Origin of the sequence: Sphingopyxis sp. PAMC25046, assembly GCF_004795895.1 — a bacterium.
GTDB lineage: Bacteria > Pseudomonadota > Alphaproteobacteria > Sphingomonadales > Sphingomonadaceae > Sphingopyxis.
Genome location: NZ_CP039250.1, coordinates 479,653 through 500,009, shown reverse-complemented (window position 1 = coordinate 500,009; position 20,357 = coordinate 479,653). Strand labels below are relative to the sequence as shown.

The following is a 20,357-nucleotide window of genomic DNA, read 5'->3' as shown; positions in this document are numbered from 1 at the left end:
CAAAACGTTGCCTTTACGCAACAGCACGCGACATTTTCGACCAACGGCCGCTGCGCCGCACAACAATGCTTGCGCTTGTGCTGCACTCGGTCATTCTCCGTCACATGACTGTCATTTGAGGGGGATCTCATGCGGAAGCTATCGACAGTATTCACGACCAGCGGCGTTTTCCTGCTCGGAAGCACGATATTGTGCTCGTCGGGAACCGCGCTCGCGCAGCAAGCCAACACCAACGACGACCGCGATATCGTGGTCACCGCGTCGAAACGCGAACAGAATTTACAGGATGTGCCGCTCGCGATCACCGCGATCGGGACCGAACGGCTCGACGAGCTGCAGGTCAAGGAATTCCAGGATGTCGTGAAATTCCTGCCGTCGGTGACGATCCAGACCGCCGCCCCCGGCTTCAGCCAGGTCTATTTCCGTGGCGTCGCATCGGGCGAAAATGCCAACCATTCGGCGTCGCTGCCGACGGTCGGCACCTATCTCGACGAAATGCCGATCACGACGATCCAGGGCGCGCTCGACATCCACGCCTATGACCTTGCGCGCGTCGAGGCGCTCGCGGGGCCGCAGGGCACGCTCTATGGCGCGAGTTCGATGGCGGGCACGATCAAGCTCGTCACCAACCAGCCCGATACCAGCGGCACCTATGGCGAGGTCGGAGTCGAGCTCAACAATGTCGCGCACGGCGATTTCGGCGGCGTCGTGGAGGGCTTCATCAACGCCCCGCTCGGCGAGCGGGCGGCGCTGCGCCTCGTCGGCTGGTATCGTCACGACGCGGGTTATATCGACAATATCCCGGGCAGCCGCACCTATCCGATCAAGCGATTCGTCGGCGACGATCTGGTTGACCTGCCTGGCGACGACATCGTGCAGACCAATGCGGACCTCGCCGAGAAAAATTACAACGATGCCGACACATATGGCGCGCGCCTCGCGCTCGGCATCGATCTCGACGACGACTGGACATTGCGCCCGACGATCATGGGCCAGATCCAGAAAACCAACGGCAGCTTCGCGCAGGAACGCTCGAGCGCGGTCACCGGCAAGCTCCAGACCGTCCAGTACAATCCCGAATCGTCGAAGGACAAATGGCTGCAGGCCGCGCTGACGATCGAGGGCAAGCTCGGCAACTGGGACCTCACCGTCACCGGCGGGCACCTGCGCCGCAAGACCGACGTCCAGAGCGACTATTCGGACTATGCCTATTTCTACGACGCGCTTTATGGCTCCGCGGTCTATCTTTACGACAATGCGGGCGACCAGATCAGCCCGAACCAATATATCCGGGGCATCGACCGCTATCGGCGCAACTTCTTCGAAGCGCGCGTCGCCTCGCCCGCCGACGCGCGCATCCGCTTCATCGGCGGCGTCTTCTGGCAGCGGCAGAAGCATAACATCGAACAGCATTATATCATCGACGGCCTCTCCGACGACCTGCAGGTGCCCGGCACCGTCGACAATATCTGGCTGACCAAGCAGATTCGCGTCGACCGCGACTATGCCGCCTTCGGCGAGATCAGCTTCGACATCACCGACAAGCTCACGCTGACCGGCGGCGGGCGCGTGTATAAATATGACAACAGCCTTGTCGGTTTCTTCGGTTACAACAATCCCGGCTTCAGCAGCAATCCGGTCTATGCGTGCCAGGGACCGGCGGTGGTCGACGGATCGCCCTGTACCAACCTCGACAAAAGGACGAAGAAGACCGACTTCATCCACAAGCTTAACCTGACCTACAAGTTCAGCGACGATGCGCTCGTCTATGCGACCTGGTCGCGCGGCTTCCGTCCGGGCGGAATCAACCGGCGCGGATCGCTCCCGCCCTATGGCTCGGACACGCTCGACAATTATGAATTCGGGTGGAAGACGAGCTGGGGGCCGGTGCGTTTCAACGGTGCGATCTATCAGCAGGACTGGAACGACATCCAGCTCTCCTTCCTCGGCCTCAACGGGCTCAGCGAGATCCGCAATGCGGGTGTCGCGCGCATCCGCGGCATCGAACTCGACCTCGGTTACCGGCAGAACGGCTTCTCGATCAACGCGGGCATGAGCTACAACGACGCCGAGATCCGCCGCGATTTCTGCGCGATCGCCAATGACGCCTTCGACTGTACGCTGCCCGGCGCAGACGGCGCCGACAATGCGCTGCTCGCGCCGAAGGGCACGAGCCTGCCGGTGACGCCAAAGTTCAAGGGCAATATCGTCGCGCGCTACGAATTCCCCGTCGGCGACCTTGGCGCGCATGTCCAGTTCGCGGTCAATCATATCGGAAAAAGACGCAGCGACGTGCGCACGCTCGAAAACGGCATCAAGGGCATGTTTGACGCTTATACAACCGCGGACGTCAGCGTCGGGGTGAAGGGCGAGAGCTGGAAGGCCGAGCTTTTCGCGACGAACCTGTTCGACAGCAACGGTGTGATCAACGCGGGGGTCCAGTGCCTCGAAACCACCTGCGGCGACCCCGACGGGGTCACCGCGAACGGCGGCGTCTTCTATGATACGGTCGTGCGGCCGCGCCTGATCGGTATCAAGGTCAGCAAGGAATTCTGACCGGGTGACCGATTCCTCCACCGTTAATGAAGGGCCGGGCCGCAAGCTCGGCCTTTCGTTGTGCATCGCGCTGGTGATGGGCAATATGATCGGGTCGGGCGTGTTCCTGCTCCCCGCCAGCCTCGCGCCCTTCGGCTGGAATGGCGTCGCCGGCTGGGCGATCACGATCGCCGGCGCGCTCGCGCTCGCTTTCGTCATCGCACGGCTGACGGTAGCGTTTCCCGCCGCGAGCGGGCCGACGGGTTTCGTCGAACGCGCCTTCGGGCGCGTCCCCAGCTTTATGATCGGCTGGGCTTATTGGGTGTCGGTGTGGACCGCGAACGTCACGCTCGCGGTGGCGAGCGTTTCCTTCCTCAGCCTCTTCGTTCCCGCGATCGGCGATCATATGGCGATCTCGACGATCGCGCTGATCTGGCTCGTCACCGCGATCAACTGGCAAGGCGCACGCGCGGCGGGGCGCTTCCAGATCCTCACGCTCGCGATCAAGCTGATCCCGCTCGTCACCATCGTCGTGCTGATCCCCATCGCCTTCGGACGTAGCGAACCCGTGGCAATCACGCCTTTCCCCGCCGAGGGCCTGTCGCTGACCGCCGTCAGCGGCTCGGCGATCTTGACTTTATGGGCACTACTCGGTTTCGAATCGGCGAGCGTCGCCGCCGACAAGGTCGCGAATCCGACGGTCACCATCCCGCGCGCGACGATCATCGGCACCCTCGCAACCGGCCTCCTCTATCTGATCGTCTGCTCGGCGATCGCGCTGATGCTCCCCGCCGCCGCGGTCGCGACGTCTGAAGCGCCCTTCGCGCTGTTCGCCGAAACCTATTGGGGGCACGGCCCCGCGGTGTGGATCGCCGCCTTTGCCGCGGTGAGCGCGCTCGGCGCGCTCAACGGCTGGACGCTGATCCAGGCCGAACAGCCCGCGCGGCTTGCCGAACAGGGGCTGCTTCCCGCCTGGTTCGCAAAGACGAACCGCCACGGCACCCCCGCCGCCGCGCTGCTGCTGTCGAGCGTCATCGCGACCGTCTGCGTCATCCTCAACAGCAGCAAATCGACCGCCGAGATGTTCACCTTCATGGCGATCCTCTCGACCTCGGTGACCTTGTGGCTCTACCTCGCCTGCGCCGCGGCGGCGTTGCGCTTGCGCGTCGCGATCCCGGTCGCGCTCGCGGGGCTCGCCTATGCGATATGGACGCTGTGGGGCGCCGGGATCGGCGTCAGCGCGATGAGCCTGATCCTGATGGTCGCGGGGCTGCCGCTCTATGTCTGGACACGACTGTCAGCGCCAGCGCGGGGCGAAGAATCCCCGGTCGCGTAGGATCACCTGCGCGGCGTTATGTCCCGGTGCCCCGGTGACGCCGCCGCCCGGATGCGTCCCGGCGCCGCACATATAGAGGCCCTGCACCGGCCCGCGATACCCGCCATTGCCCAGCACCGGCCGCGCAGCCCACAGCTGGTCAAGGCTCATATTGCCGTGCATGATGTCGCCGCCGACGAGCCCGAACTTGCGTTCGAGGCCCTTGGGCGACAGGCGCGTCTGCGCGACGATGCTCGCGCGGAAGCCCGGCGCGTGCTTCTCGACCGTGTCGATGATGCAGTCGGCGGCGGCTTCCTCCTCATCGTCCCAGTCGCGCCCGTCCGGAAGCTCGGGCGCGAACTGCTGGCAGAAGAGGCTGGCGACGTGGCAACCCGGCGGCGCGAGGCTGTCATCGACGGTCGAGGGGATCAGCATCTCGACGATCGGCGCCTTTGACCAGCCATGCTGTTTCGCATCGAGGAAGGCGCGGTCCATATAGTCGAGCGTCGGCGCAAGGATGATACCCGACTGGTGGTGTTCACCCGGTTCGGGAAGGCAGGTGAATTTGGGAAGCTCGCTGAGCGCGACATTCATGCGGAAAGTGCCGCTGCCTGCCTTGAAGCCCTTGATCCGGCGCTGGAAGTCGGCGGGCAGGTCGCTCGCATCCATCATCCGTTCGTAGAGCAGCTTCGGCCCGACGTTGGCGATCACGCGCGCCGCCGGGATTTCCTCGCCGCCGACAAGCTTGACCCCGACCGCCTTGCCGCCATCGACCAGCAACTTCGCGACCGGGCTTTCGAGGCTGATCTCGACCCCCATGTCGCGGCAAACCTTCGCCATGATCTCGGTGATCTTGCCCATCCCGCCGACGCTGTGGCCCCACGCACCCTTCTTGCCGTTCACCTCTCCGAAGACATGGTGAAGGAGGACATAGGCGCTGCCCGGCGTGTCGGGGCTGGCGTAATTGCCGACGACCGCGTCGAAACCGAAGGCGGCCTTGACAGCCTCGCTCTCGAACCAGCTGTCGAGCATCGTCCGCGCCGATTTGGTGAAGAGGTCGAGCACGTCGCGCTGTTGTTCGAGGCTGAGCGTGGCAAAGCGCCGCCCCTGCCGCGCGCCGTCGAGCAGCGTGCGCATCCCGTCGCCGACGTTCGGCGGCACGCGCAGCGCGAGGTCGCGGAGCAGTTCGGCGACATTTTCGAGCGCGTCATAATATTGCGGCAGCACCTCGGCGTCGCGCGCCGAGAATTTGCGGAACTCGGCCTGGGTGCGTTCGAGCCCGCCGCCGAGTTTCAGGTAACCGCCATCCTCCTGCGGCAAGAAGTTGCTGATCGGCCGCTCGATCACGCGATAGCCATGATCGGCGAGCTTCATGTCGGCGATCACCTTGGGCTGGAGCAGGCTGACCGTGTAGCTCGCGACCGAATTGCGGAAGCCCGGCGCGAATTCCTCGGTCACCGCCGCGCCGCCGACAACGTCGCGCGCCTCGACGATCCGCACCTTCAGCCCTGCCTTGGCAAGATAGAAGGCGCAGACGAGGCCGTTGTGGCCGGCGCCGATAATCAGCGCATCATAGGCTTTGGTCATCGAAACTCTTTCGCAAGCGGGGATTGGACATGCTGACGACCGAAGCCGAGGCCGAGGACGCGGCCGGGGATGCGGCGCAGCAGCGGGATGGCGTCGAGCAGGCGGACGGCGAAGGGCACGCGCGTAATCTCGCCGCGCAGCATCAGCTCGATCACGCGCCGGTGCGCGAAACGCTGGATCGCCTGCATCCGCGTCGTCGGTTTCCACCGGCGCTCCTGGACCTTGACCAGCAGCGGGTCGGGATCAGCGCCCGCCGCGAGGGGGACGGCAAGAATGTTCGCGGCCGCGACCGCATCCTGCACCGCAAGGTTGATGCCGACGCCGCCGACGGGCGACATCGCATGCGCCGCGTCGCCGATCGCGAGCAGGCCGGGGCGCGACCAGCGGGTGAGCCGGTCGAGCGTGACCGAGAGCAATTTCACATCGTCGAAGCTCCGGATCGCATCGATCCCGGCGGCGAGGCCCGGCGCGATCTCGACAACCTTGTTCCGAAAGGCCGCGATCCCCTGCGCCTCGATCGGCGCGAAGCCGCCCTTTTCGATGATCTGCGCGCATTGCCAATAATCGCCGCGCGGGATCGCGACGACCATGCCGCCCTTGTCGATCGTGCCGAGCGCGACTTCTAACATATCCACCCCCGCCGGGACCGGAATGCGGAACCAGAGCACGTCCATCGGCGCACCCAAATCCTCAAGCGGCAACTCGGCCGCATCGCGCAGCACCGAACGGCGCCCGTCAGCGGCGATGACGAGTCGCGCGGGCAAAGCCTCGCCGCTCGCCAGCGTCACACCGCTGACGCGGCCCGCATCATCATATGTCAGCCCAGCCGCCTCGGTCGACATGCGCAGGTCGAAGGTCGGATAGCGCCGTCCCTGCCCTGCGATGAAATCGAGCAGATCCCATTGCGGCATCATCGCGACGAAGCGCGCCGCGACCGGCAGATGCTTCATCGTCGCGATCGTATATTGGCGCCCGAGCAGATTGAGCGTCATCGTGTCGATCGCAGCGTGCGGCTCCTCGAGCAGTTCTTCGAGCAACCCGATCTCGTTGAACAGTTCGAGCGTCGAGGGATGCACCGTGTCGCCGCGAAAATCGCGGAGGAAATCGGCGTGCTTTTCGAGAACCGTCACGCGAACGCCCGCACGAGCAAAGAGCAGGCCCGCGACCATGCCCGCGGGTCCGCCGCCGACGATGATAACCGGATCGCTCATAACCCTCTCCTCTCGTACCAAGCGGTTAGCGGCTCCACCCCGGCGGCGGGGCGTGCTCCTGTCGTGCTTCGGGGATCAGGTCGCGCATCCGCGAACAGAAATGCTTGAGGCACACTTCCTTGTCGCTGAGCGGACCCATCGAGAATGTCTTCGACGCCATGCCCTGCTGGACGCGCGTGATCAGCGCCGTATCCTCGGCATTGACCTGGCGGTTGATACGCCAGTTGAGGTAGCGCGCCGCCTTCATCTCGCGGCGCGCATCGGGGAGGACATAGCTGATCTCGCGGATCAGGCAGCTCGTCGGGCCGGTCGGCAGCCACTGCATGAAATCGACCTGGTCGGGATAGATGTCGAAGGCGACGTTCGGCCAGAGCTTGAAATAGAGCCAATGGCGCTGGTTCGCTTCCGGCAGGTGCGGCACCGGAGGCAGCAGCCGCTGGTACATTCGTTCGGACCAGTTCGCCGACGGCCGGTCGCTCAAATCGCCCCACATGCGATCGACGCGCTCCTCGGCCTCGACACCATAGCTTTTGCCGAACAGGCGCGTCAGGCCCGGATGCGCGACTGGAATGTGGAGACCGTCCGAATAATTGTCGCCGACATTCTTCCAGTTCACCTCGCGCGGGCGAAGCGTGACGCGGCCGAGCGCACCGAGTTCCTCGAAGCGATAAGGCTCGATCATTGCCTCATAGGGCGCCATCATCGATGTGACCGACGGACCGCCGTCGTCGTCGAGCCGGACGAACCAGAAACCGCGCCATTGTTCGAGCCCGACCGGAACGAGCCCCGCCTTGCCCTTGTCGAGTGTCGGGTAGCTTGCCGAATCGGGCACGCCGGTCAGCCGGCCGTCGAGCTCGTAGGTCCACGCGTGATAGGGACAGACGAGCTTTTTCGCGCAGCCCGCCGCACCGTCGACGAGGCGCGAACCGCGGTGGCGGCAGACGTTGGTAAAGGCGCGGACGATGCGGTCGGTACCGCGGACGAGGATGACGCTCTCGCCGCAATAGTCGATGCTGTGCCAGTCGCCCGCATTCGGGATGTCGCTGTCGTGGCAGACGACCTGCCAGCTCGGGCGGAAGATGCGCGCCATCTCTGCGGCGTGGAAGTCGGGGTCGCTGTAGGTCCACGCCGGGAGCGACCAGCCGTCGAGGGGGTCGATGTTCTGGAAGTTGTCGAAGGTGTCGCGTAGCGTTGCCATGGTCGGATCCTTGTTATACATATGTATAACAATATGACCGCCGCTCGCCAAGCCTTTACGCGCGAAAGCGCCGATGCCCGCCGGGCGGACCTGATCGAAGCGACTGCTGCGGTGCTCGCGGAACATGGCCTTGCGGGAACGAACGTGCGCGCGATCTGCGCAAAGGCGGGGGTGTCGCCGGGTCTGCTGCGCCATTATTTCGGCGGCATCGACGATCTGGTCGCCGCGACCTATCAGGCGACGAGCGACCGGATGGACGCGATTTTCGCGGCGTCGGAGGACGCGGCCGGGGCCGATCCCCGCGCGCGGCTGACCGCCTATCTGACCGCGAGCTTCCGCCCGCCGGTGACCGACCCCGAGCTGCTCGGCGCATGGACCGCCTTCTGGGCGTTAGCGCGCAGCGACGCGCGCATGGCCGAAATCCATGCGGAAAGTTACGCGGGCTATCGCGCGCGGCTCGGCGAACTGCTTGCCCTTTGCGGAGCAGCCGACGCCGGGCGGCTCGCGATCATGCTCACCGCGATGGTCGATGGGCTGTGGCTCGAATTGTCGCTCGACCCTGAAAGTTTCGGCGCCGAGGCGGCGGTGCAGATGGTCGAAAGGGCGGTGGGGGCGTTGCTGCCCTAACCGCCCTCACCCTCATCCAACTTCGCCTAGCCGCTTCGCGGCAAGGCTGCGTATCCTTCTCCCCCAAGCGGAGAAGGAGTCACTTCGACAAATCGCGCAGCAGGCTGTCCCAATGCGCGAGCGCGGGGGCGATCGCGTCGACGGGGACGCGCTCGTTGAGGCCGTGGGCGAAGCTGTCGCTCGCTTTCGAGAAGAGCCCCGCGACGCCGTAGCTCGGCACGCCCTGCGCGCGGAAATGATAGCTATCGGTCGCCCCCGCGCTCATCGACGGGATGATCGGCAGGCCGGACGCGCGGGCGTGCACCGCCTTTTTCACCGCCGCCATCACATCGGGGCGCAGCGGCGAGGCATCGCTGGCGCTGGCGTCGGGATCGGTGTTCACCTTGACCGCGGGGTCGGCGATCACCTTTTCGAGCTCGGCGCGCACGGTTTCGACCGGCACGCCGGGAAAGATGCGGCAGTTGATGTTCGCGGTCGCGCGCTGGGGCAGCGCATTTTCGGCATGGCCGCCCTTGACCAGAGTCGGCACGCAGGTCGTGCCGATCTGGCCGACATATTCGGGCTCGGCGCGGATCGTCGCGATCGCTTTTGCATCGGCCGGGTTGGCGGCGAACGCCTTCAACGCCGCGCCGATCTCGCCGCCGACCTGCTCGGCGACGATCGGCATACCGACCTTGGTCAGCTCGTTCTGCTGCGGCGCGAAGCGATAGGCGCCGACCTTGGCGAGCGCATTCGCGAGCTGGACGATCGCATTGACGTCCGACGGGCGCGAGCTGTGGCCGCCGGGGTTGGTGACTTCGAGCGTGAAATCGGCATAGGTTTTTTCGCCCGCCTGCAGGGCGTAATATTGCGGCTTGCCGTCCTCGGCGATCAGCCCGCCGCCGCCATCGCCGTTCAACGCGAATTCGGCGTTCTTATATTTGGCCGCGAGCGCGCGCGTCGTCGTCATTGAGGTTTCCTCGTCGCCCGACAAAAGCAGGATGATCGACCGCTTCGGCTTGAACCCGTCCTTTTTGAGCTGCGCCATCGTCGCGACCATCATCGAAATGTCGAACTTGTTGTCTTCCGACCCGCGCCCGAAAATATAGCCATTTTCCTCGACCGGCACGAAGGGGTCGCGCGTCCAGTCCTTGGGATCGGCCTCGACGACGTCCATATGACCGAGCAGCACGATCGGTTTTTCCTTCGTCGTGCCGTGGAGCGTCGCGGCGAAGGTCGCGGTTTCGCCCATCGGGGTGATTTCGATGTCGCTGTCGGCATAACCCGCCGCCTTGAGCACCCCGGCATAATAGGCGGCGAGTTCGGGCACCTTGCCGCGGCCCTCGACGGTCGGGATCGCGACGCTGTCCTTTAGTATCTTTTTCGCCACCGCAGGATCGGCGGGCTTGGCGTGGACGGGCGCGGCGGCGAGCAAGGCGGCAGCGAGAGCGAGCGGAGCGGTAAGGTTGCGCATGGAAACGGACTATGCCGCGTCCGCGCGGCTTCGCAAGGGGGCATCGGCGTCGCAGCCGAAGCGTCGTTCATGCAGGAAGGATTTGCGCGAGGACGCGGCCGGCGAGGCGAGCGGTAGCGAGCAGACGAGGCAGGTCGTGCCCGCTACGCGCCTTTGCCGACAGCCCCGACATCGTCGTGCTGACGAAATCGGTGACCTCGTCGGCGGCATCGGGATGGCGGGCCGCGACATAGTCGCGAATAAAGGCTTCGGCACCCAGATTGAGCACCCGCGCAGCTTCGCGCGCGCCGTCGTCGTTGCAGCGCGTGCCTTCGAGCACGAGGCAGCCGCCCGCGGCCGGACCGGACGCATAGCGGCGCGCGGCGTCCTCGAGCATCGCCGCGAGGGCAGTGGAAACGGGGACATCGGCGCGCAATATGTCGGCGAGCGGGATCGCTTCGGTATCGGTCCAGTGATCGAGCACGCGCTGGTAAAGGCCGGCCTTGCTGCCGAAGGCGGCATAGAAGCTGGGCGGATTGATGCCGAGCGCATCGGTAACGTCCGCGACGCTGACCGCGTCATAGCCGCGCGCGTGAAAGAGCCGCTGCGCGGTCGCAACCGCCGCTTCGGGATCGAAACGGCGCGGGCGGCCGCGAGTTCTGGATTTATTTGTAGTCACTATTACAAAATACCTTGAAGATGGCTTTCGCGATTTTATGTAGTGCTCCCTACATTAATTAGCAAGGAATCTCCCTATGTCCGCATTCCAAGGAAAATCCGTTCTCGTCCTCGGCGGCAGCCGCGGGATCGGCGCGGCGATCGTGCGCCGCTTCGCCGCCGACGGCGCGAAGGTCGTCTTCACCTATAATGGCTCGCGCGAGGCGGCCGAACAGCTCGCGGCCGAGACCGGAACGAGCGCGGTGCCGACCGACAGCAGCGACCGCGATGCGGTGATCGCGCGCGTGCGCGAGAGCGGCCCGCTCGACATTCTCGTCGTCAATGCGGGCTTTGCGCTGTTCGGCGATGCACTCGACCTCGACCCCGACGACGTCGACCGGTTGATCCGCGTCAATGTCACCGCCCCCTATCATGCGTCGGTCGAGGCGGCGCGGCAGATGCCCGACGGCGGCCGTATCATCGTCATCGGATCGGTCAACGGCGACCGCATGCCCGTCCCCGGCATGGCATCCTATGCGCTGAGCAAATCGGCGCTGCAGGGCATGGCGCGCGGGCTGGCGCGCGATTTCGGGCCGCGCGGGATTACGATCAACATCGTGCAACCGGGCCCGATCGACACCGACGCGAACCCCGAGGACGGCCCGATGCGCGAACTGATGCACAGCTTCATGGCGATCAAGCGCCACGGGCGGCCCGAAGAGGTCGCGGGCATGGTCGCCTGGCTGGCGGGTCCCGAAGCGGGTTTCGTCACCGGTGCGATGCACACGATCGACGGGGCGTTCGGCGCCTGACGGTTAGCCGGGGGCGGCTTCGGCGCGTCCCCGGCCCTTGGGCGCGGGCGTCTTGGGCTTGTAACGGCAGAGGTCGGCGACCGGGCAGCGCCAGCATTCGGGGGTGCGCGCCTTGCAGATGTAGCGGCCGTGGAGAATCAGCCAGTGATGCGCGCCGACGCGGAAAGGCGCGGGCGTTTCCTTGTCGAGCTTCTTTTCGACCGCGAGCGGGGTTTTGCCGGGGGCGAGGCCGGTGCGGTTGCCGACGCGAAAGATATGAGTGTCGACCGCGAAGGTTTCAGCTCCGAAGGCGCAGTTCATCACGACATTGGCGGTCTTGCGCCCGACGCCGGGCAGCTCGACGAGCGTGTCGCGGTCGGCGGGTACCTCACCATCAAAATCGCGGAGGAGGATTTCGCTGAGCGCGATGACATTTTTCGCCTTCGCGTTGAACAGCCCGATCGTCTTGATGTGCTGCTTGAGCCCCTCTTCGCCGAGATCGACCATCTGCTGCGGACTCTTCACCTCCCGAAACAGTTTCCGCGTCGCCTTGTTCACCCCGACGTCGGTCGCCTGCGCCGAGAGCACGACCGCGACGAGCAGCTGATAGGTATTCCCAAACTCCAGCTCGGTCTCGGGACTGGGGTTGAGCTCGGCGAGACGGCGGTAGAATTCGAAAATATCGGCCTTTTTCATTTGAGGTCAAATACCGCCGAACCAATCCGGATCGATTTTGACTCTTTCGATCATCTCCGTTTCGACGCCCAGCTTATTCTCTTTCAGAAGATCGCAAAGGCGATCTCCATCAATCAAATCGATCGCGATTGCTCCGTCGCGTGTGGCTTCGTCGGATGCTTGGCTGGTGAAATGGCCGGTCGTTATGAAAAGCCCCTTGTCCGCTCGACCCTGTAACGCGCCCCTAAAGTCCCTAGGCCGCGTTGACAAAAGACTTCAGCCATAGCCGCGTGGCGGCGAGGTTTAGGAAGCTCTCGAACGAGAGAAGGGTTTTGTCATATCGAGTGGCGATGCGTCGTTGCTGTTTGAGCTTTCCGAACATGCGCTCGACGCGGTTGCGGTCCTTGTAACGGCGATAGTCGGGATGCTCTGGCACCTTGCGGTTCGAGCGGGGCGGGATGATCGGCAGGATGCCCCGGGTCAGCAGGCTTTCCCGGAAGCGATCACCATCATAGCCCTTGTCCGCGAGCAGCGCCTTGGGTGTGGCGACGGGGATCGCCATCAGCGGTTCGGCAGCGGTGTAATCAGAAGCCTCGCCGCCGGTCAGGATGAAGCCGACAGGCAGTCCTTGATTGTCGCAGCGGGCGTGGATTTTGCTCGTAAAGCCGCCGCGTGATCGACCAAGAGCGTTCGCACAAGCCCCCCTTTTCCGCCCGCTGCCGAAACATGGCCGCGAACGCTGGTGCTGTCGATCATATGTTGCCAGTCGTCGGTCAGACCCAGATCGACCAGCGTTTGCAGCAGGGCATCCCAGACACCCTGTTCGGCCCAGCGCCGGAAGCGGACATAGACCGAGTTCCACTTGCCGTAGCGCTCGTGCATGTCGCGCCAAGGGCAGCCGACCCGCAGCACGTGAAGCATGCCGTTGAGAAAGCGACGATTATCGCCCGACGGCCGCGCCCAGCGACCACGTTCAGGCGGCAGCAGCGGCCCAATCAGGTCCCACTCCGCATCCGACAAATCCCCGCGACCCATGACTGATCCTCAAAAAGCAGTCTTGAATCAGAAGGAGGAGGATTTGGGAATCCCTTTTGTCAACACGGCCTAATCTCCTTTGATCCGACGCTGCCTTTCCATCGTTTGCATTGGAAATAAACTTGGAATGAAACAAGATTCACTCGCAACACTCCAAGACCGTCTATACCGCCATCTCCTGATTTCCCTCTGACTTCGACCTTCGTAAATCCAGCCTCGCGAAGTAAGCGTTGCGAGAGTCGCTCAAACGCATCGGGTGCCATGGAAACAAGCACTGCCAGAAGCTGAGATTTCCAATCTTCTGCGTTGTCTGGCTCTGACTCCGGAGCCTCTACAGCCTCAACACCGGCCAACTTAGCCGCGCTGCGCTTGGCTTTGGCGCGGGCTCGCTCTTCTAAAGTTACGAGTTCATAGATTGCGCGCGTTTCCTCGATCGAGGAAATAGTCGATCCTGCTTCGGTCAGCGCCCAAACCGCTCTCGCAGAGTTCTCTAACGCGCCGCCCCGTTTCAAATAGGTCCTTGCCCAAGCGAGGTAGTAGTTCACTCTTGGGCGATTTTCGTCACGCGGCATGGAGAATGATTGTTCTTCCTCGGACACCCCTTCCAATTCGATGACCCGTTCATCAAGCTCTTGAATCGTAGCTGATCCACCCAAATCCCTCAGCGCCTCGACGGTGACCAGCATCATCCCCGGCAAATCCGGCAAACCGTCGACCTCAATCTGGAATCGCCTCTCCATTTTCATCATAGCCCCAGCACCTGCGGCATCGTGTAGCGGCCGGGTTTCTGGCGGATCAGCCACAGCGCCGCGCGCACCGCGCCGCGCGCGAAGATCATGCGGTTTTCGGCGCGATGCGACAGCGTGATCATTTCCTCGGGCCCCGCGAAAATCACGTCATGGTCGCCCGCGACGGTGCCGCCGCGCAGGCTCGCGAAGCCGATCTTGCCATGCCCGCGCGCGCCGGTGAGGCCGTCGCGGCCGCGTTCGGAGCAGGTCGCAAGGCTGATCCCACGCCCCTCGGCCGCCGCCTGCCCCAGCAGCAGCGCGGTGCCGCTCGGCGCGTCGACCTTGTTCCGGTGGTGCATCTCGACGATCTCGATATCATATTCGCGGTCGAGCCGCGCCGCCGCCTCGCGCACCAGATGCGCGAGCAGGGTGACGCCGAGCGAAGTGTTGCCGGTCTGGAGCACGGCGATGTCCCTCGCCGCATCGTCGATCAGATAATGGTGGCGCTCTTCGAGCCCCGTCGTCCCGACGACGATCGGCTTCTTTGCCGCGACGCAGGCGTCGAGCGTCGCTTCGAGCGCGGCGGGCGAGGAGAAATCGACGAGAACGTCCGCCCCCGCTGCGAGCTTCGCGACATTGCCGCCCCTGTCGACGCCGCAGCTGCGCTGCCCCGCCTCGGAGATCGCGGCGGCGAGCGCGACGCCCATCCGCCCTTCGCTGCCGATAATGCCGATGCTGGTCATGTTGCGTCCCCTATCCTTCGCTTCCCCCCCTTAGCCGTTCGCATCGAGCGAAGTCGAGATGCCCCTCGCCGCGCGCCATTTCGACGGGTGTCTCGACTTCGCTCGACACGAGCGGATAGAGAGGGCGTATGGACCCTATCCAGAATATCGTCATCCTGACCGGCGCGGGCGTGTCCGCCGAAAGCGGCATCGACACGTTTCGCGACGCCGGCGGATTGTGGGAACGGCACCGCGTCGAGGATGTCGCGACTCCTGAAGCCTTTGCGCGCGACCCCGACCTGGTGCTGCGATTCTACGACATGCGGCGCGAGGCGATCCAGACCAAGGAGCCCAATGCGGCGCACCGGGCGCTGGCGCGGCTCGACGCCGAATGGCCGGGCGAACTCCTGATCGTCACGCAGAATGTCGACGATCTGCACGAACGCGCGGGGGCGAAGCGGCTACTCCACATGCACGGCGAGCATCTGAACGCCTGGTGCACCGGGTGCGACGTGCGCAGCCCGTGGACGGGGCCGCTGCTGGACCGCCCCGGCTGCCCCGCGTGCGGCGCCGCGGGCAGCCTTCGCCCCGACATCGTCTGGTTCGGCGAGATGCCATACCGGATGGACGAAATCTATCACGCGCTCAATCGCGCCGACCTGTTCGTGTCGATCGGCACCTCGGGCGCGGTCTATCCCGCCGCGGGTTTCGTGCGCGAGGCAAGGGCGGCGGGGGCGCGGACGCTCGAGCTCAATATGGAGCCGAGCCAGGGCAGCCACTGGTTCGACGAGGCGCGGCACGGCCCGGCGACGGCGCTGGTCCCGGCGTGGGTGGAGGCGATGCTGGGCGGGTGAGTTGCTTGGTGTGATGCGGCAGCTTGCGGACAGTTGCGGACGTTGCACTTCTCGTCACCCCGGGCTTGACCCGGGGCCTGCCTTGTCTTTTCTGGCGCTATGGAACGTTATCCCTGCGTCTATATTCTTGCGCGTTCGTCGCATGGGACATTCTACACCGGGGTCACCTCGAACCTTGTCCAGCGGATCCATCAACATCGTGAAGGGACATTCGGCGGCTACACGAAGGACTATGGAATCAAGCGCCTCGTCTGGTTCGAACGCCACGAGATGATGGATACGGCAATCCTTCGAGAGAAACGCATCAAGCGGTGGCTGCGTGCATGGAAATACGAACTGATCAACGCGATGAACCCGACATGGCGCGATCTCGCCGAGGATTTCGGGTTCGAACCTTTGCCCTTGGCAAGAAGGAAGGCGGGTCCCGGGTCAAGCCCGGGATGACGGAAGTGGAGGAGAGCAACGACAGTTCTCCACCCGAAGCCGCCGCCGTCGTCGCTACCGCCGCGCCGCGAAGAAATCCCTGAGCAGCGCCGCGGCTTCGGCTTCGCCGATGCCGTCGTAAATCTCCGGCCGGTGGTGGATCGTCGGCTGCGCGAAGGTGCGCGGGCCGTGGACGACCGCGCCGCCCTTCGGATCGTCGGCGCCGTAATAGAGGCGCGCGAGGCGCGCGTGGGCGATCGCGCCCGCGCACATCGCGCAGGGTTCGAGCGTGACATAGAGGTCGCAGCCGTCGAGGCGTTCGTTGCCGAGTTTCGCCGCCGCCGTGCGAATCGCGACGATTTCGGCGTGCGCGGTCGGGTCGTGCGATTCGCGCGGACGGTTGTGGCCCTCGGCGACGATCGCGCCGTCCTTGACGACCACCGCGCCGACGGGCACTTCGCCCCATTCGGCGGCGATACGCGCGAGATCGAGCGCACGGCGCATCGGTTCGGGGAGCGGAAACGCGGGCATAAAAGCGCCCTATTCGCTTGACGAATCTCCCGCAAGCCGATAAGCGCGCGCCTTTCCCGGCTCACTCCGGTCTTGTGCTCCCCGTTTTACGGGAAGTGTCCGGACGCCGATCCGAAATTTTTGACCCAGTTTATTGGACAAGGACGAAGACGATGTCGCGCATCTGCGAACTGACCGGCAAGGGCCGCCAGGTTGGCCACAATGTCAGCCACGCCAACAACAAGACCAAGCGCACCTTCCTGCCCAACCTGCAGAATGTGACGCTGCTGTCGGACGCGCTCGGCAAGGGTGTGAAGCTGCGCGTGTCGACCCACGGCCTGCGTTCGGTCGAGCATAATGGCGGCCTCGACAACTGGCTGCTCAAGGCCGGCGACGACCAGCTGTCGGCGAACGCCCGCAAGCTGAAGAAGGAAGTGACGAAGAAGCTGGCCGAAAAGGCCGCTTAAGCTTCCAAGCGTCTCTCGAAACGCAGAAGGCGGCCCGGTTACGGCGCCGCCTTTTTGCTGTCCGGCGTTTTTTTGGGCGGCAAATCGACCAGCTCGAATTGCAGCAGCAGGCTGCGTTGCCAGACGTTGAAATTATTGTCGGCGACGAGCCAGAGGAAGGTGCGCCCGCCTTCGACCGATACCGCCGCGCCCTCGTAATTTTCGGCAAGCCGCGGGGGAACGCGGCCGATCGTCCGCGATCGCACGACCGCATCCGCCTTGATGTCGGCGGGATCGGCGATCGACAGGATCGTCGTGAACACCGGATCGAAGCCGAGCCGCCGGTGGACGAGCAGGATGCGCCCGTCGGGCAGCGGCGCGGCGTCGCTGACGGGACCGCGGCCATCCGAATCGTAGAAGAAGCGGAGCGGCGGCGGGCCGGGCGCGGCCGGATCGCCGCTATAGAGCAGCCCCTCGCGTCGGCGCGCTTCTTCCGAAAAGACGACCGTGCGTCCGTCGCCAAGGCGCACCATCGCTTCGGGGCCGAGGTTTCCCGGCCAGCGCGGCCGGGGCAGCTTGCGGCGCGCCTCGATCGCCGCGAGGTCGGCGTCGAGCCGCCAGATTTCGTTGATCCCCTCGAGCGCGATCCAGCTCTTGCCGCTCGCGCGATCGACGAACATCGCCTCGGCATCGGCCATCGACTTGCGGGCCGGGCGCCCGTCGGGAGTCGGCAACGGCCGGATCCGGACATCAGAGACCGCTCCCCGCGAATCGAGCGCCAGGCGCGTCCAATAGCCATTGTCGCCGACGAGTTGAAAACGGTCCGCCCCCGCCTCCCGCGCGAGTGCCGAGAAGCCGCCGAAGCGGCTATGCGGACTGACGAGGTGCCAGCCGCGCACGAAGCGCAGCGTGCCCGCCGCCTCCGGCGCGAACGCGAGCGGTCGCGCGGCGGCGCTTTCGGTCAGGTCCGGTTCCGGGGCACGCATCACGGTTCCGGGCATCGGCCCGAGCGCAGCGAAGATCAGGGCGGCGGTGAGGAGGCGGCGCATCGCGGCGGGGTTAGGGTGCCGCCAAGCGAAAGGAAAGCGTTTCGGCGCGCGAAGCTGAACGGCAGCCAACAATGATGTTCAGGCTTCACTCAATGCGAATCGGGCAAAACAGCATCATCGACCACAGCCCCGAAGGGCCAAGTGACGAAAGAAGGAGAAATACGATGAAAAAAATGGTGACTCTCTCGATCGCCGCCCTGATGTCCACCGCGACGCTGGGCCTGGCAACGCCCGCCGCGGCGCAGAACGGTTATTATGACCAGGGCGGCTATTCGAGCTATTACAGCGGCTATGATCGCGACGACCGTCGCTATGACCGCCGCGACTATCGCCGTTACGATCGCCGCGACTACCGCAATGATCGCCGCTATTACCGTGGCGACCGCCGCAACTATCGCCAGTGCGACAACGGCACCGGCGGGACCGTGATCGGCGCGATCGCGGGTGGCCTTGCCGGCCATGAAATCGCGGGCCGCGGCGACAAGACGGTCGGCACGATCATCGGCGGCGCCGTCGGCGCCCTCGCCGGCCGCGCGATCGACAAGGGGAATGACGGCTGCCGTTAAGGGGCAGACCCGACCCCCAACAACTTTCCTCTCCCCTTTCACCCCGTCCGGCCCCGCGCCGGGCGGGGTTTCTTTGCGCACGGCGCCTACGGGCGGAGGCCTTGCCATGCGGGCGCCGGAAGCCTAGGTTCGCCGCCAAGTGCACGTTCGCGGTTTTGCGGGCGCGTGAGTAGAACAGGTACAATAGCCATGCGGCAAATGGCAGCGCCATCGCGGCGACCGCCGCGGCCCGGTCCGGCGGGTAAGGGACGAAAAGCGGGCGGCGCCGAGCGCCCCGTGCCGATCGCGCGCCCGCGCAGCTATGCCGCGATCGACCTTGGCACCAACAATTGCAGATTGCTGATCGCGAGACCGCAGGACGGCGAGCTTGTCGTCATCGACGCCTTTTCGCGCATCGTGCGGCTGGGCGAAGGGTTGCACGGCACCGGCCGGATCAGCGACGCGGCGATGGACCGCACCGTCGCGGCGCTGGCGATCTGCGCCGACAAGCTGCGCCGCCGCCACGTCTCGCTGTCGCGCGCGGTCGCGACCGAGGCGTGCCGCCGCGCGAGCAACGGCGCGGAACTGGCCGAGCGCGTCCGGCGCGAGACGGGAATCGTTCTCGACATCATCTCGGCCGCCGAGGAAGCGCGCCTTGCGGTGCTCGGCTGCCACAATCTGATGGAACCCGGCGAGGGCCCGGCGCTGATCTTCGACATCGGCGGCGGATCGACCGAGCTGATGCACGTCGAGGTCGCCGAGCATGACGTCAAAATCCATGACTGGATCAGCGTGCCGTGGGGCGTCGTGTCGCTGACCGAGCACGCGCCGCTGCCCGAAGACAGCCTTGCGGGCCGGCAGGCCGCCTATGCGCATATGCGCCAAGTGACGCGCGAGGCCTTTGCCCCCTTTGCCGCGCGCGCCGAACGCTTCGCCGGCGAGCCGCTGCGCCTGCTCGGCACCAGCGGCACGGTGACGACGCTCGCCAGCGTCTTCCTCGATCTGCCGCGTTACGACCGGCGTGCGGTCGACGGGCTCGTCGTGCCCGCCGACGCGATGCGCGACATCAGCCGCCGCCTTGCCGACGCGAGCATCGCCGACCGCGCCGAGATCGCGTGCATCGGGCGCGAGCGCGCCGACCTGGTCGTCGCGGGCTGCGCGATCCTCGAGAGCATCATCGACCTGTGGCCCGCCGCGCGCGTCGGCGTCGCCGACCGCGGCATCCGCGAAGGCATCCTGCGCACGCTGGCGATGCAGGGCCGCGACATTCCGGTCACGCGCCGCGAGTATCGCAAATGAGCGGCAGCGGCGGCAAAGGTGGCGGGCGCGGCGGACTGCATGTGCGGGTCAAGACCGCGAAGAAGCGCAGCGTGTCGTCGACGCGCTGGCTGCAACGACAATTGAACGACCCCTATGTGCGCCGCGCGCAGGCCGAAGGCTATCGCTCGCGCGCCGCGTACAAGCTGATCGAGCTCGACGAGAAATTCGGTTTCCTCAAGAAATCGCGCGCGGTCGTCGATCTGGGCATCACGCCGGGCGGCTGGTCGCAGGTTGTGCGCAAGGCGAATCCGCGCGCGCGCGTTGCGGGGATCGACCTGCTTGCTTGCGAACCGATCGAGGGGGTCGAAATCCTCGAGATGGATTTCATGGACGATGCGGCGCCCGATGCACTGATCGAGGCGCTCGGCAGCGCCCCCGACCTCGTGATTTCGGACATGGCGGCAAATACCGTCGGCCATCCGCAGACCGACCATCTGCGCACGATCGGCCTTGCGGAAACCGCTGCCGATTTCGCGGTGCAAAATTTGCTGCCCGGCGGGACGTTCGTCGCGAAAGTGTTCGCAGGCGGCGCCGACCGCGAATTGTTGACTTTACTAAAGCGACACTTTTCAACGGTAAAACACGCCAAGCCGCCCGCCAGCCGCAAGGGGTCGCCCGAACTCTATGTTATCGCGCAAGGGTTCAAGGGCCGGCAAGATGGCAGCGAGGCGGACGCCGAATAAAGGTCGATGGGTCG

The 20,357-nt window shown here is 65.2% G+C and carries 21 protein-coding genes and 1 pseudogene; 10 read left to right on the top strand and 12 right to left on the bottom strand.

What is annotated here, in order from left to right; genetic code table 11:
• The first annotated feature begins 129 nt into the window (after positions 1-129).
• Positions 130-2,556 (top strand): TonB-dependent receptor, encoded by a 2,427-nt coding sequence (locus E5675_RS02280; protein WP_136173154.1) that lies wholly within the window; start codon positions 130-132, stop codon positions 2,554-2,556.
• Between the two features lie 4 nt (positions 2,557-2,560).
• A complete protein-coding gene (locus E5675_RS02275; RefSeq protein ID WP_247594748.1) occupies positions 2,561-3,871 on the top strand; it encodes an amino acid permease in 1,311 nt (436 codons plus the stop codon).
• On the opposite strand, the gene E5675_RS02270 is transcribed toward E5675_RS02275, so the two are convergent.
• From E5675_RS02270 to E5675_RS02260, 3 genes are read right to left on the bottom strand one after another with little or no spacing between them, the layout of a single operon-like run.
• The gene (locus E5675_RS02270; RefSeq protein ID WP_136173153.1) at positions 3,833-5,437 is read right to left on the bottom strand and encodes an NAD(P)/FAD-dependent oxidoreductase; all 1,605 of its coding nucleotides are present in this window, start codon (positions 5,435-5,437) and stop codon (positions 3,833-3,835) included. The two genes, E5675_RS02275 and E5675_RS02270, sit on opposite strands and share 39 nt — an antisense overlap.
• On the bottom strand, positions 5,434-6,648 hold the full coding sequence (locus E5675_RS02265) for an FAD-dependent oxidoreductase (protein WP_136173152.1): 1,215 nt from the start codon (positions 6,646-6,648) through the stop codon (positions 5,434-5,436). Before E5675_RS02265 ends, E5675_RS02270 begins: the two co-directional genes overlap by 4 nt.
• A 25-nt stretch (positions 6,649-6,673) precedes the next feature.
• Positions 6,674-7,846: an aromatic ring-hydroxylating dioxygenase subunit alpha gene (locus E5675_RS02260; protein WP_136173151.1), complete on the bottom strand. Its 1,173-nt coding sequence runs from the start codon at positions 7,844-7,846 to the stop codon at positions 6,674-6,676.
• Positions 7,847-7,879: 33 nt separating this feature from the next.
• On the opposite strand from E5675_RS02260, the gene E5675_RS02255 reads away from it, so the two are divergent.
• Entirely contained in the window at positions 7,880-8,473 is a 594-nt protein-coding gene (locus tag E5675_RS02255) for a TetR family transcriptional regulator C-terminal domain-containing protein (protein WP_247594747.1), read from the top strand.
• A gap of 79 nt (positions 8,474-8,552) precedes the next feature.
• On the opposite strand, the gene E5675_RS02250 is transcribed toward E5675_RS02255, so the two are convergent.
• Together E5675_RS02250 and E5675_RS02245 are read right to left on the bottom strand one after the other, a co-directional pair.
• Complete coding sequence (locus E5675_RS02250; RefSeq protein ID WP_136173149.1) at positions 8,553-9,926, bottom strand: M20/M25/M40 family metallo-hydrolase; 1,374 nt, start codon at positions 9,924-9,926, stop codon at positions 8,553-8,555.
• Between the two features lie 67 nt (positions 9,927-9,993).
• On the bottom strand, positions 9,994-10,584 hold the full coding sequence (locus E5675_RS02245) for a TetR/AcrR family transcriptional regulator (protein WP_168707778.1): 591 nt from the start codon (positions 10,582-10,584) through the stop codon (positions 9,994-9,996).
• Between the two features lie 76 nt (positions 10,585-10,660).
• Here E5675_RS02245 and bdcA point away from each other — a divergent pair, with 76 nt between their 5' ends.
• Positions 10,661-11,374, top strand: a complete 714-nt coding sequence (gene bdcA, locus E5675_RS02240) for an SDR family oxidoreductase (RefSeq protein WP_136173147.1) — start codon at positions 10,661-10,663, stop codon at positions 11,372-11,374.
• A 3-nt stretch (positions 11,375-11,377) separates the two neighbouring features.
• Here bdcA and nth read toward each other — a convergent pair whose 3' ends face one another.
• From nth to dapB, 5 genes and pseudogenes are all read right to left on the bottom strand, one after another.
• Positions 11,378-12,049 (bottom strand): endonuclease III, encoded by a 672-nt coding sequence (gene nth / locus E5675_RS02235; protein WP_136173146.1) that lies wholly within the window; start codon positions 12,047-12,049, stop codon positions 11,378-11,380.
• A gap of 6 nt (positions 12,050-12,055) precedes the next feature.
• The gene (locus tag E5675_RS21955; protein ID WP_210727593.1) at positions 12,056-12,298 is read right to left on the bottom strand and encodes a restriction endonuclease; all 243 of its coding nucleotides are present in this window, start codon (positions 12,296-12,298) and stop codon (positions 12,056-12,058) included.
• A pseudogene (locus E5675_RS02225) lies at positions 12,282-13,063 on the bottom strand (IS5 family transposase). The gene E5675_RS21955 and the pseudogene E5675_RS02225 overlap by 17 nt, the downstream one beginning before the upstream one ends.
• A gap of 59 nt (positions 13,064-13,122) precedes the next feature.
• Complete coding sequence (locus E5675_RS02220) at positions 13,123-13,812, bottom strand: winged helix-turn-helix domain-containing protein (RefSeq protein ID WP_210727592.1); 690 nt, start codon at positions 13,810-13,812, stop codon at positions 13,123-13,125.
• Positions 13,809-14,534, bottom strand: a complete 726-nt coding sequence (gene dapB / locus E5675_RS02215) for a 4-hydroxy-tetrahydrodipicolinate reductase (protein ID WP_136173145.1) — start codon at positions 14,532-14,534, stop codon at positions 13,809-13,811. Before dapB ends, E5675_RS02220 begins: the two co-directional genes overlap by 4 nt.
• Positions 14,535-14,662: 128 nt before the next feature.
• On the opposite strand from dapB, the gene E5675_RS02210 reads away from it, so the two are divergent.
• Complete coding sequence (locus E5675_RS02210) at positions 14,663-15,367, top strand: NAD-dependent deacylase (protein WP_136173144.1); 705 nt, start codon at positions 14,663-14,665, stop codon at positions 15,365-15,367.
• Between the two features lie 99 nt (positions 15,368-15,466).
• Positions 15,467-15,811: a GIY-YIG nuclease family protein gene (locus E5675_RS02205; RefSeq protein ID WP_136173143.1), complete on the top strand. Its 345-nt coding sequence runs from the start codon at positions 15,467-15,469 to the stop codon at positions 15,809-15,811.
• A 54-nt stretch (positions 15,812-15,865) separates the two neighbouring features.
• Here the strand turns inward: E5675_RS02205 and tadA are convergent, their stop codons facing one another.
• Positions 15,866-16,321 (bottom strand): tRNA adenosine(34) deaminase TadA, encoded by a 456-nt coding sequence (gene tadA, locus E5675_RS02200; RefSeq protein ID WP_136173142.1) that lies wholly within the window; start codon positions 16,319-16,321, stop codon positions 15,866-15,868.
• 152 nt (positions 16,322-16,473) lie between these two features.
• Here tadA and rpmB point away from each other — a divergent pair, with 152 nt between their 5' ends.
• Entirely contained in the window at positions 16,474-16,767 is a 294-nt protein-coding gene (gene rpmB / locus E5675_RS02195) for a 50S ribosomal protein L28 (protein ID WP_037556081.1), read from the top strand.
• 38 nt (positions 16,768-16,805) lie between these two features.
• Here the strand turns inward: rpmB and E5675_RS02190 are convergent, their stop codons facing one another.
• Complete coding sequence (locus tag E5675_RS02190) at positions 16,806-17,795, bottom strand: esterase-like activity of phytase family protein (RefSeq protein WP_136173141.1); 990 nt, start codon at positions 17,793-17,795, stop codon at positions 16,806-16,808.
• 164 nt (positions 17,796-17,959) lie between these two features.
• On the opposite strand from E5675_RS02190, the gene E5675_RS02185 reads away from it, so the two are divergent.
• From E5675_RS02185 to E5675_RS02175, 3 genes are all read left to right on the top strand, one after another.
• Complete coding sequence (locus E5675_RS02185; protein ID WP_136173140.1) at positions 17,960-18,361, top strand: glycine zipper 2TM domain-containing protein; 402 nt, start codon at positions 17,960-17,962, stop codon at positions 18,359-18,361.
• Between the two features lie 189 nt (positions 18,362-18,550).
• Positions 18,551-19,639 carry a Ppx/GppA phosphatase family protein gene (locus E5675_RS02180; protein WP_136173139.1) on the top strand — a complete coding sequence of 363 codons (1,089 nt, stop codon included), beginning with the start codon at positions 18,551-18,553 and terminating at the stop codon, positions 19,637-19,639.
• On the top strand, positions 19,636-20,343 hold the full coding sequence (locus tag E5675_RS02175; protein ID WP_136173138.1) for an RlmE family RNA methyltransferase: 708 nt from the start codon (positions 19,636-19,638) through the stop codon (positions 20,341-20,343). Before E5675_RS02180 ends, E5675_RS02175 begins: the two co-directional genes overlap by 4 nt.
• Positions 20,344-20,357: the final 14 nt, after the last annotated feature.

What these genes read in the sequence shown, in the direction of transcription:
- E5675_RS02280 (WP_136173154.1), top strand. Translation starts at nt 130, where the DNA reads ATGCGGAAGCTATCGACAGTATTCACGACCAGCGGCGTTTTCCTGCTC.
- E5675_RS02270 (WP_136173153.1), bottom strand. Translation starts at nt 5,437, where the DNA reads ATGACCAAAGCCTATGATGCGCTGATTATCGGCGCCGGCCACAACGGC.
- E5675_RS02265 (WP_136173152.1), bottom strand. Translation starts at nt 6,648, where the DNA reads ATGAGCGATCCGGTTATCATCGTCGGCGGCGGACCCGCGGGCATGGTC.
- E5675_RS02260 (WP_136173151.1), bottom strand. Translation starts at nt 7,846, where the DNA reads ATGGCAACGCTACGCGACACCTTCGACAACTTCCAGAACATCGACCCC.
- E5675_RS02255 (WP_247594747.1), top strand. Translation starts at nt 7,880, where the DNA reads ATGACCGCCGCTCGCCAAGCCTTTACGCGCGAAAGCGCCGATGCCCGC.
- E5675_RS02250 (WP_136173149.1), bottom strand. Translation starts at nt 9,926, where the DNA reads ATGCGCAACCTTACCGCTCCGCTCGCTCTCGCTGCCGCCTTGCTCGCC.
- bdcA (WP_136173147.1), top strand. Translation starts at nt 10,661, where the DNA reads ATGTCCGCATTCCAAGGAAAATCCGTTCTCGTCCTCGGCGGCAGCCGC.
- nth (WP_136173146.1), bottom strand. Translation starts at nt 12,049, where the DNA reads ATGAAAAAGGCCGATATTTTCGAATTCTACCGCCGTCTCGCCGAGCTC.
- E5675_RS02220 (WP_210727592.1), bottom strand. Translation starts at nt 13,812, where the DNA reads ATGATGAAAATGGAGAGGCGATTCCAGATTGAGGTCGACGGTTTGCCG.
- dapB (WP_136173145.1), bottom strand. Translation starts at nt 14,534, where the DNA reads ATGACCAGCATCGGCATTATCGGCAGCGAAGGGCGGATGGGCGTCGCG.
- E5675_RS02210 (WP_136173144.1), top strand. Translation starts at nt 14,663, where the DNA reads ATGGACCCTATCCAGAATATCGTCATCCTGACCGGCGCGGGCGTGTCC.
- E5675_RS02205 (WP_136173143.1), top strand. Translation starts at nt 15,467, where the DNA reads ATGGAACGTTATCCCTGCGTCTATATTCTTGCGCGTTCGTCGCATGGG.
- tadA (WP_136173142.1), bottom strand. Translation starts at nt 16,321, where the DNA reads ATGCCCGCGTTTCCGCTCCCCGAACCGATGCGCCGTGCGCTCGATCTC.
- rpmB (WP_037556081.1), top strand. Translation starts at nt 16,474, where the DNA reads ATGTCGCGCATCTGCGAACTGACCGGCAAGGGCCGCCAGGTTGGCCAC.
- E5675_RS02190 (WP_136173141.1), bottom strand. Translation starts at nt 17,795, where the DNA reads ATGCGCCGCCTCCTCACCGCCGCCCTGATCTTCGCTGCGCTCGGGCCG.
- E5675_RS02185 (WP_136173140.1), top strand. Translation starts at nt 17,960, where the DNA reads ATGAAAAAAATGGTGACTCTCTCGATCGCCGCCCTGATGTCCACCGCG.
- E5675_RS02180 (WP_136173139.1), top strand. Translation starts at nt 18,551, where the DNA reads ATGCGGCAAATGGCAGCGCCATCGCGGCGACCGCCGCGGCCCGGTCCG.
- E5675_RS02175 (WP_136173138.1), top strand. Translation starts at nt 19,636, where the DNA reads ATGAGCGGCAGCGGCGGCAAAGGTGGCGGGCGCGGCGGACTGCATGTG.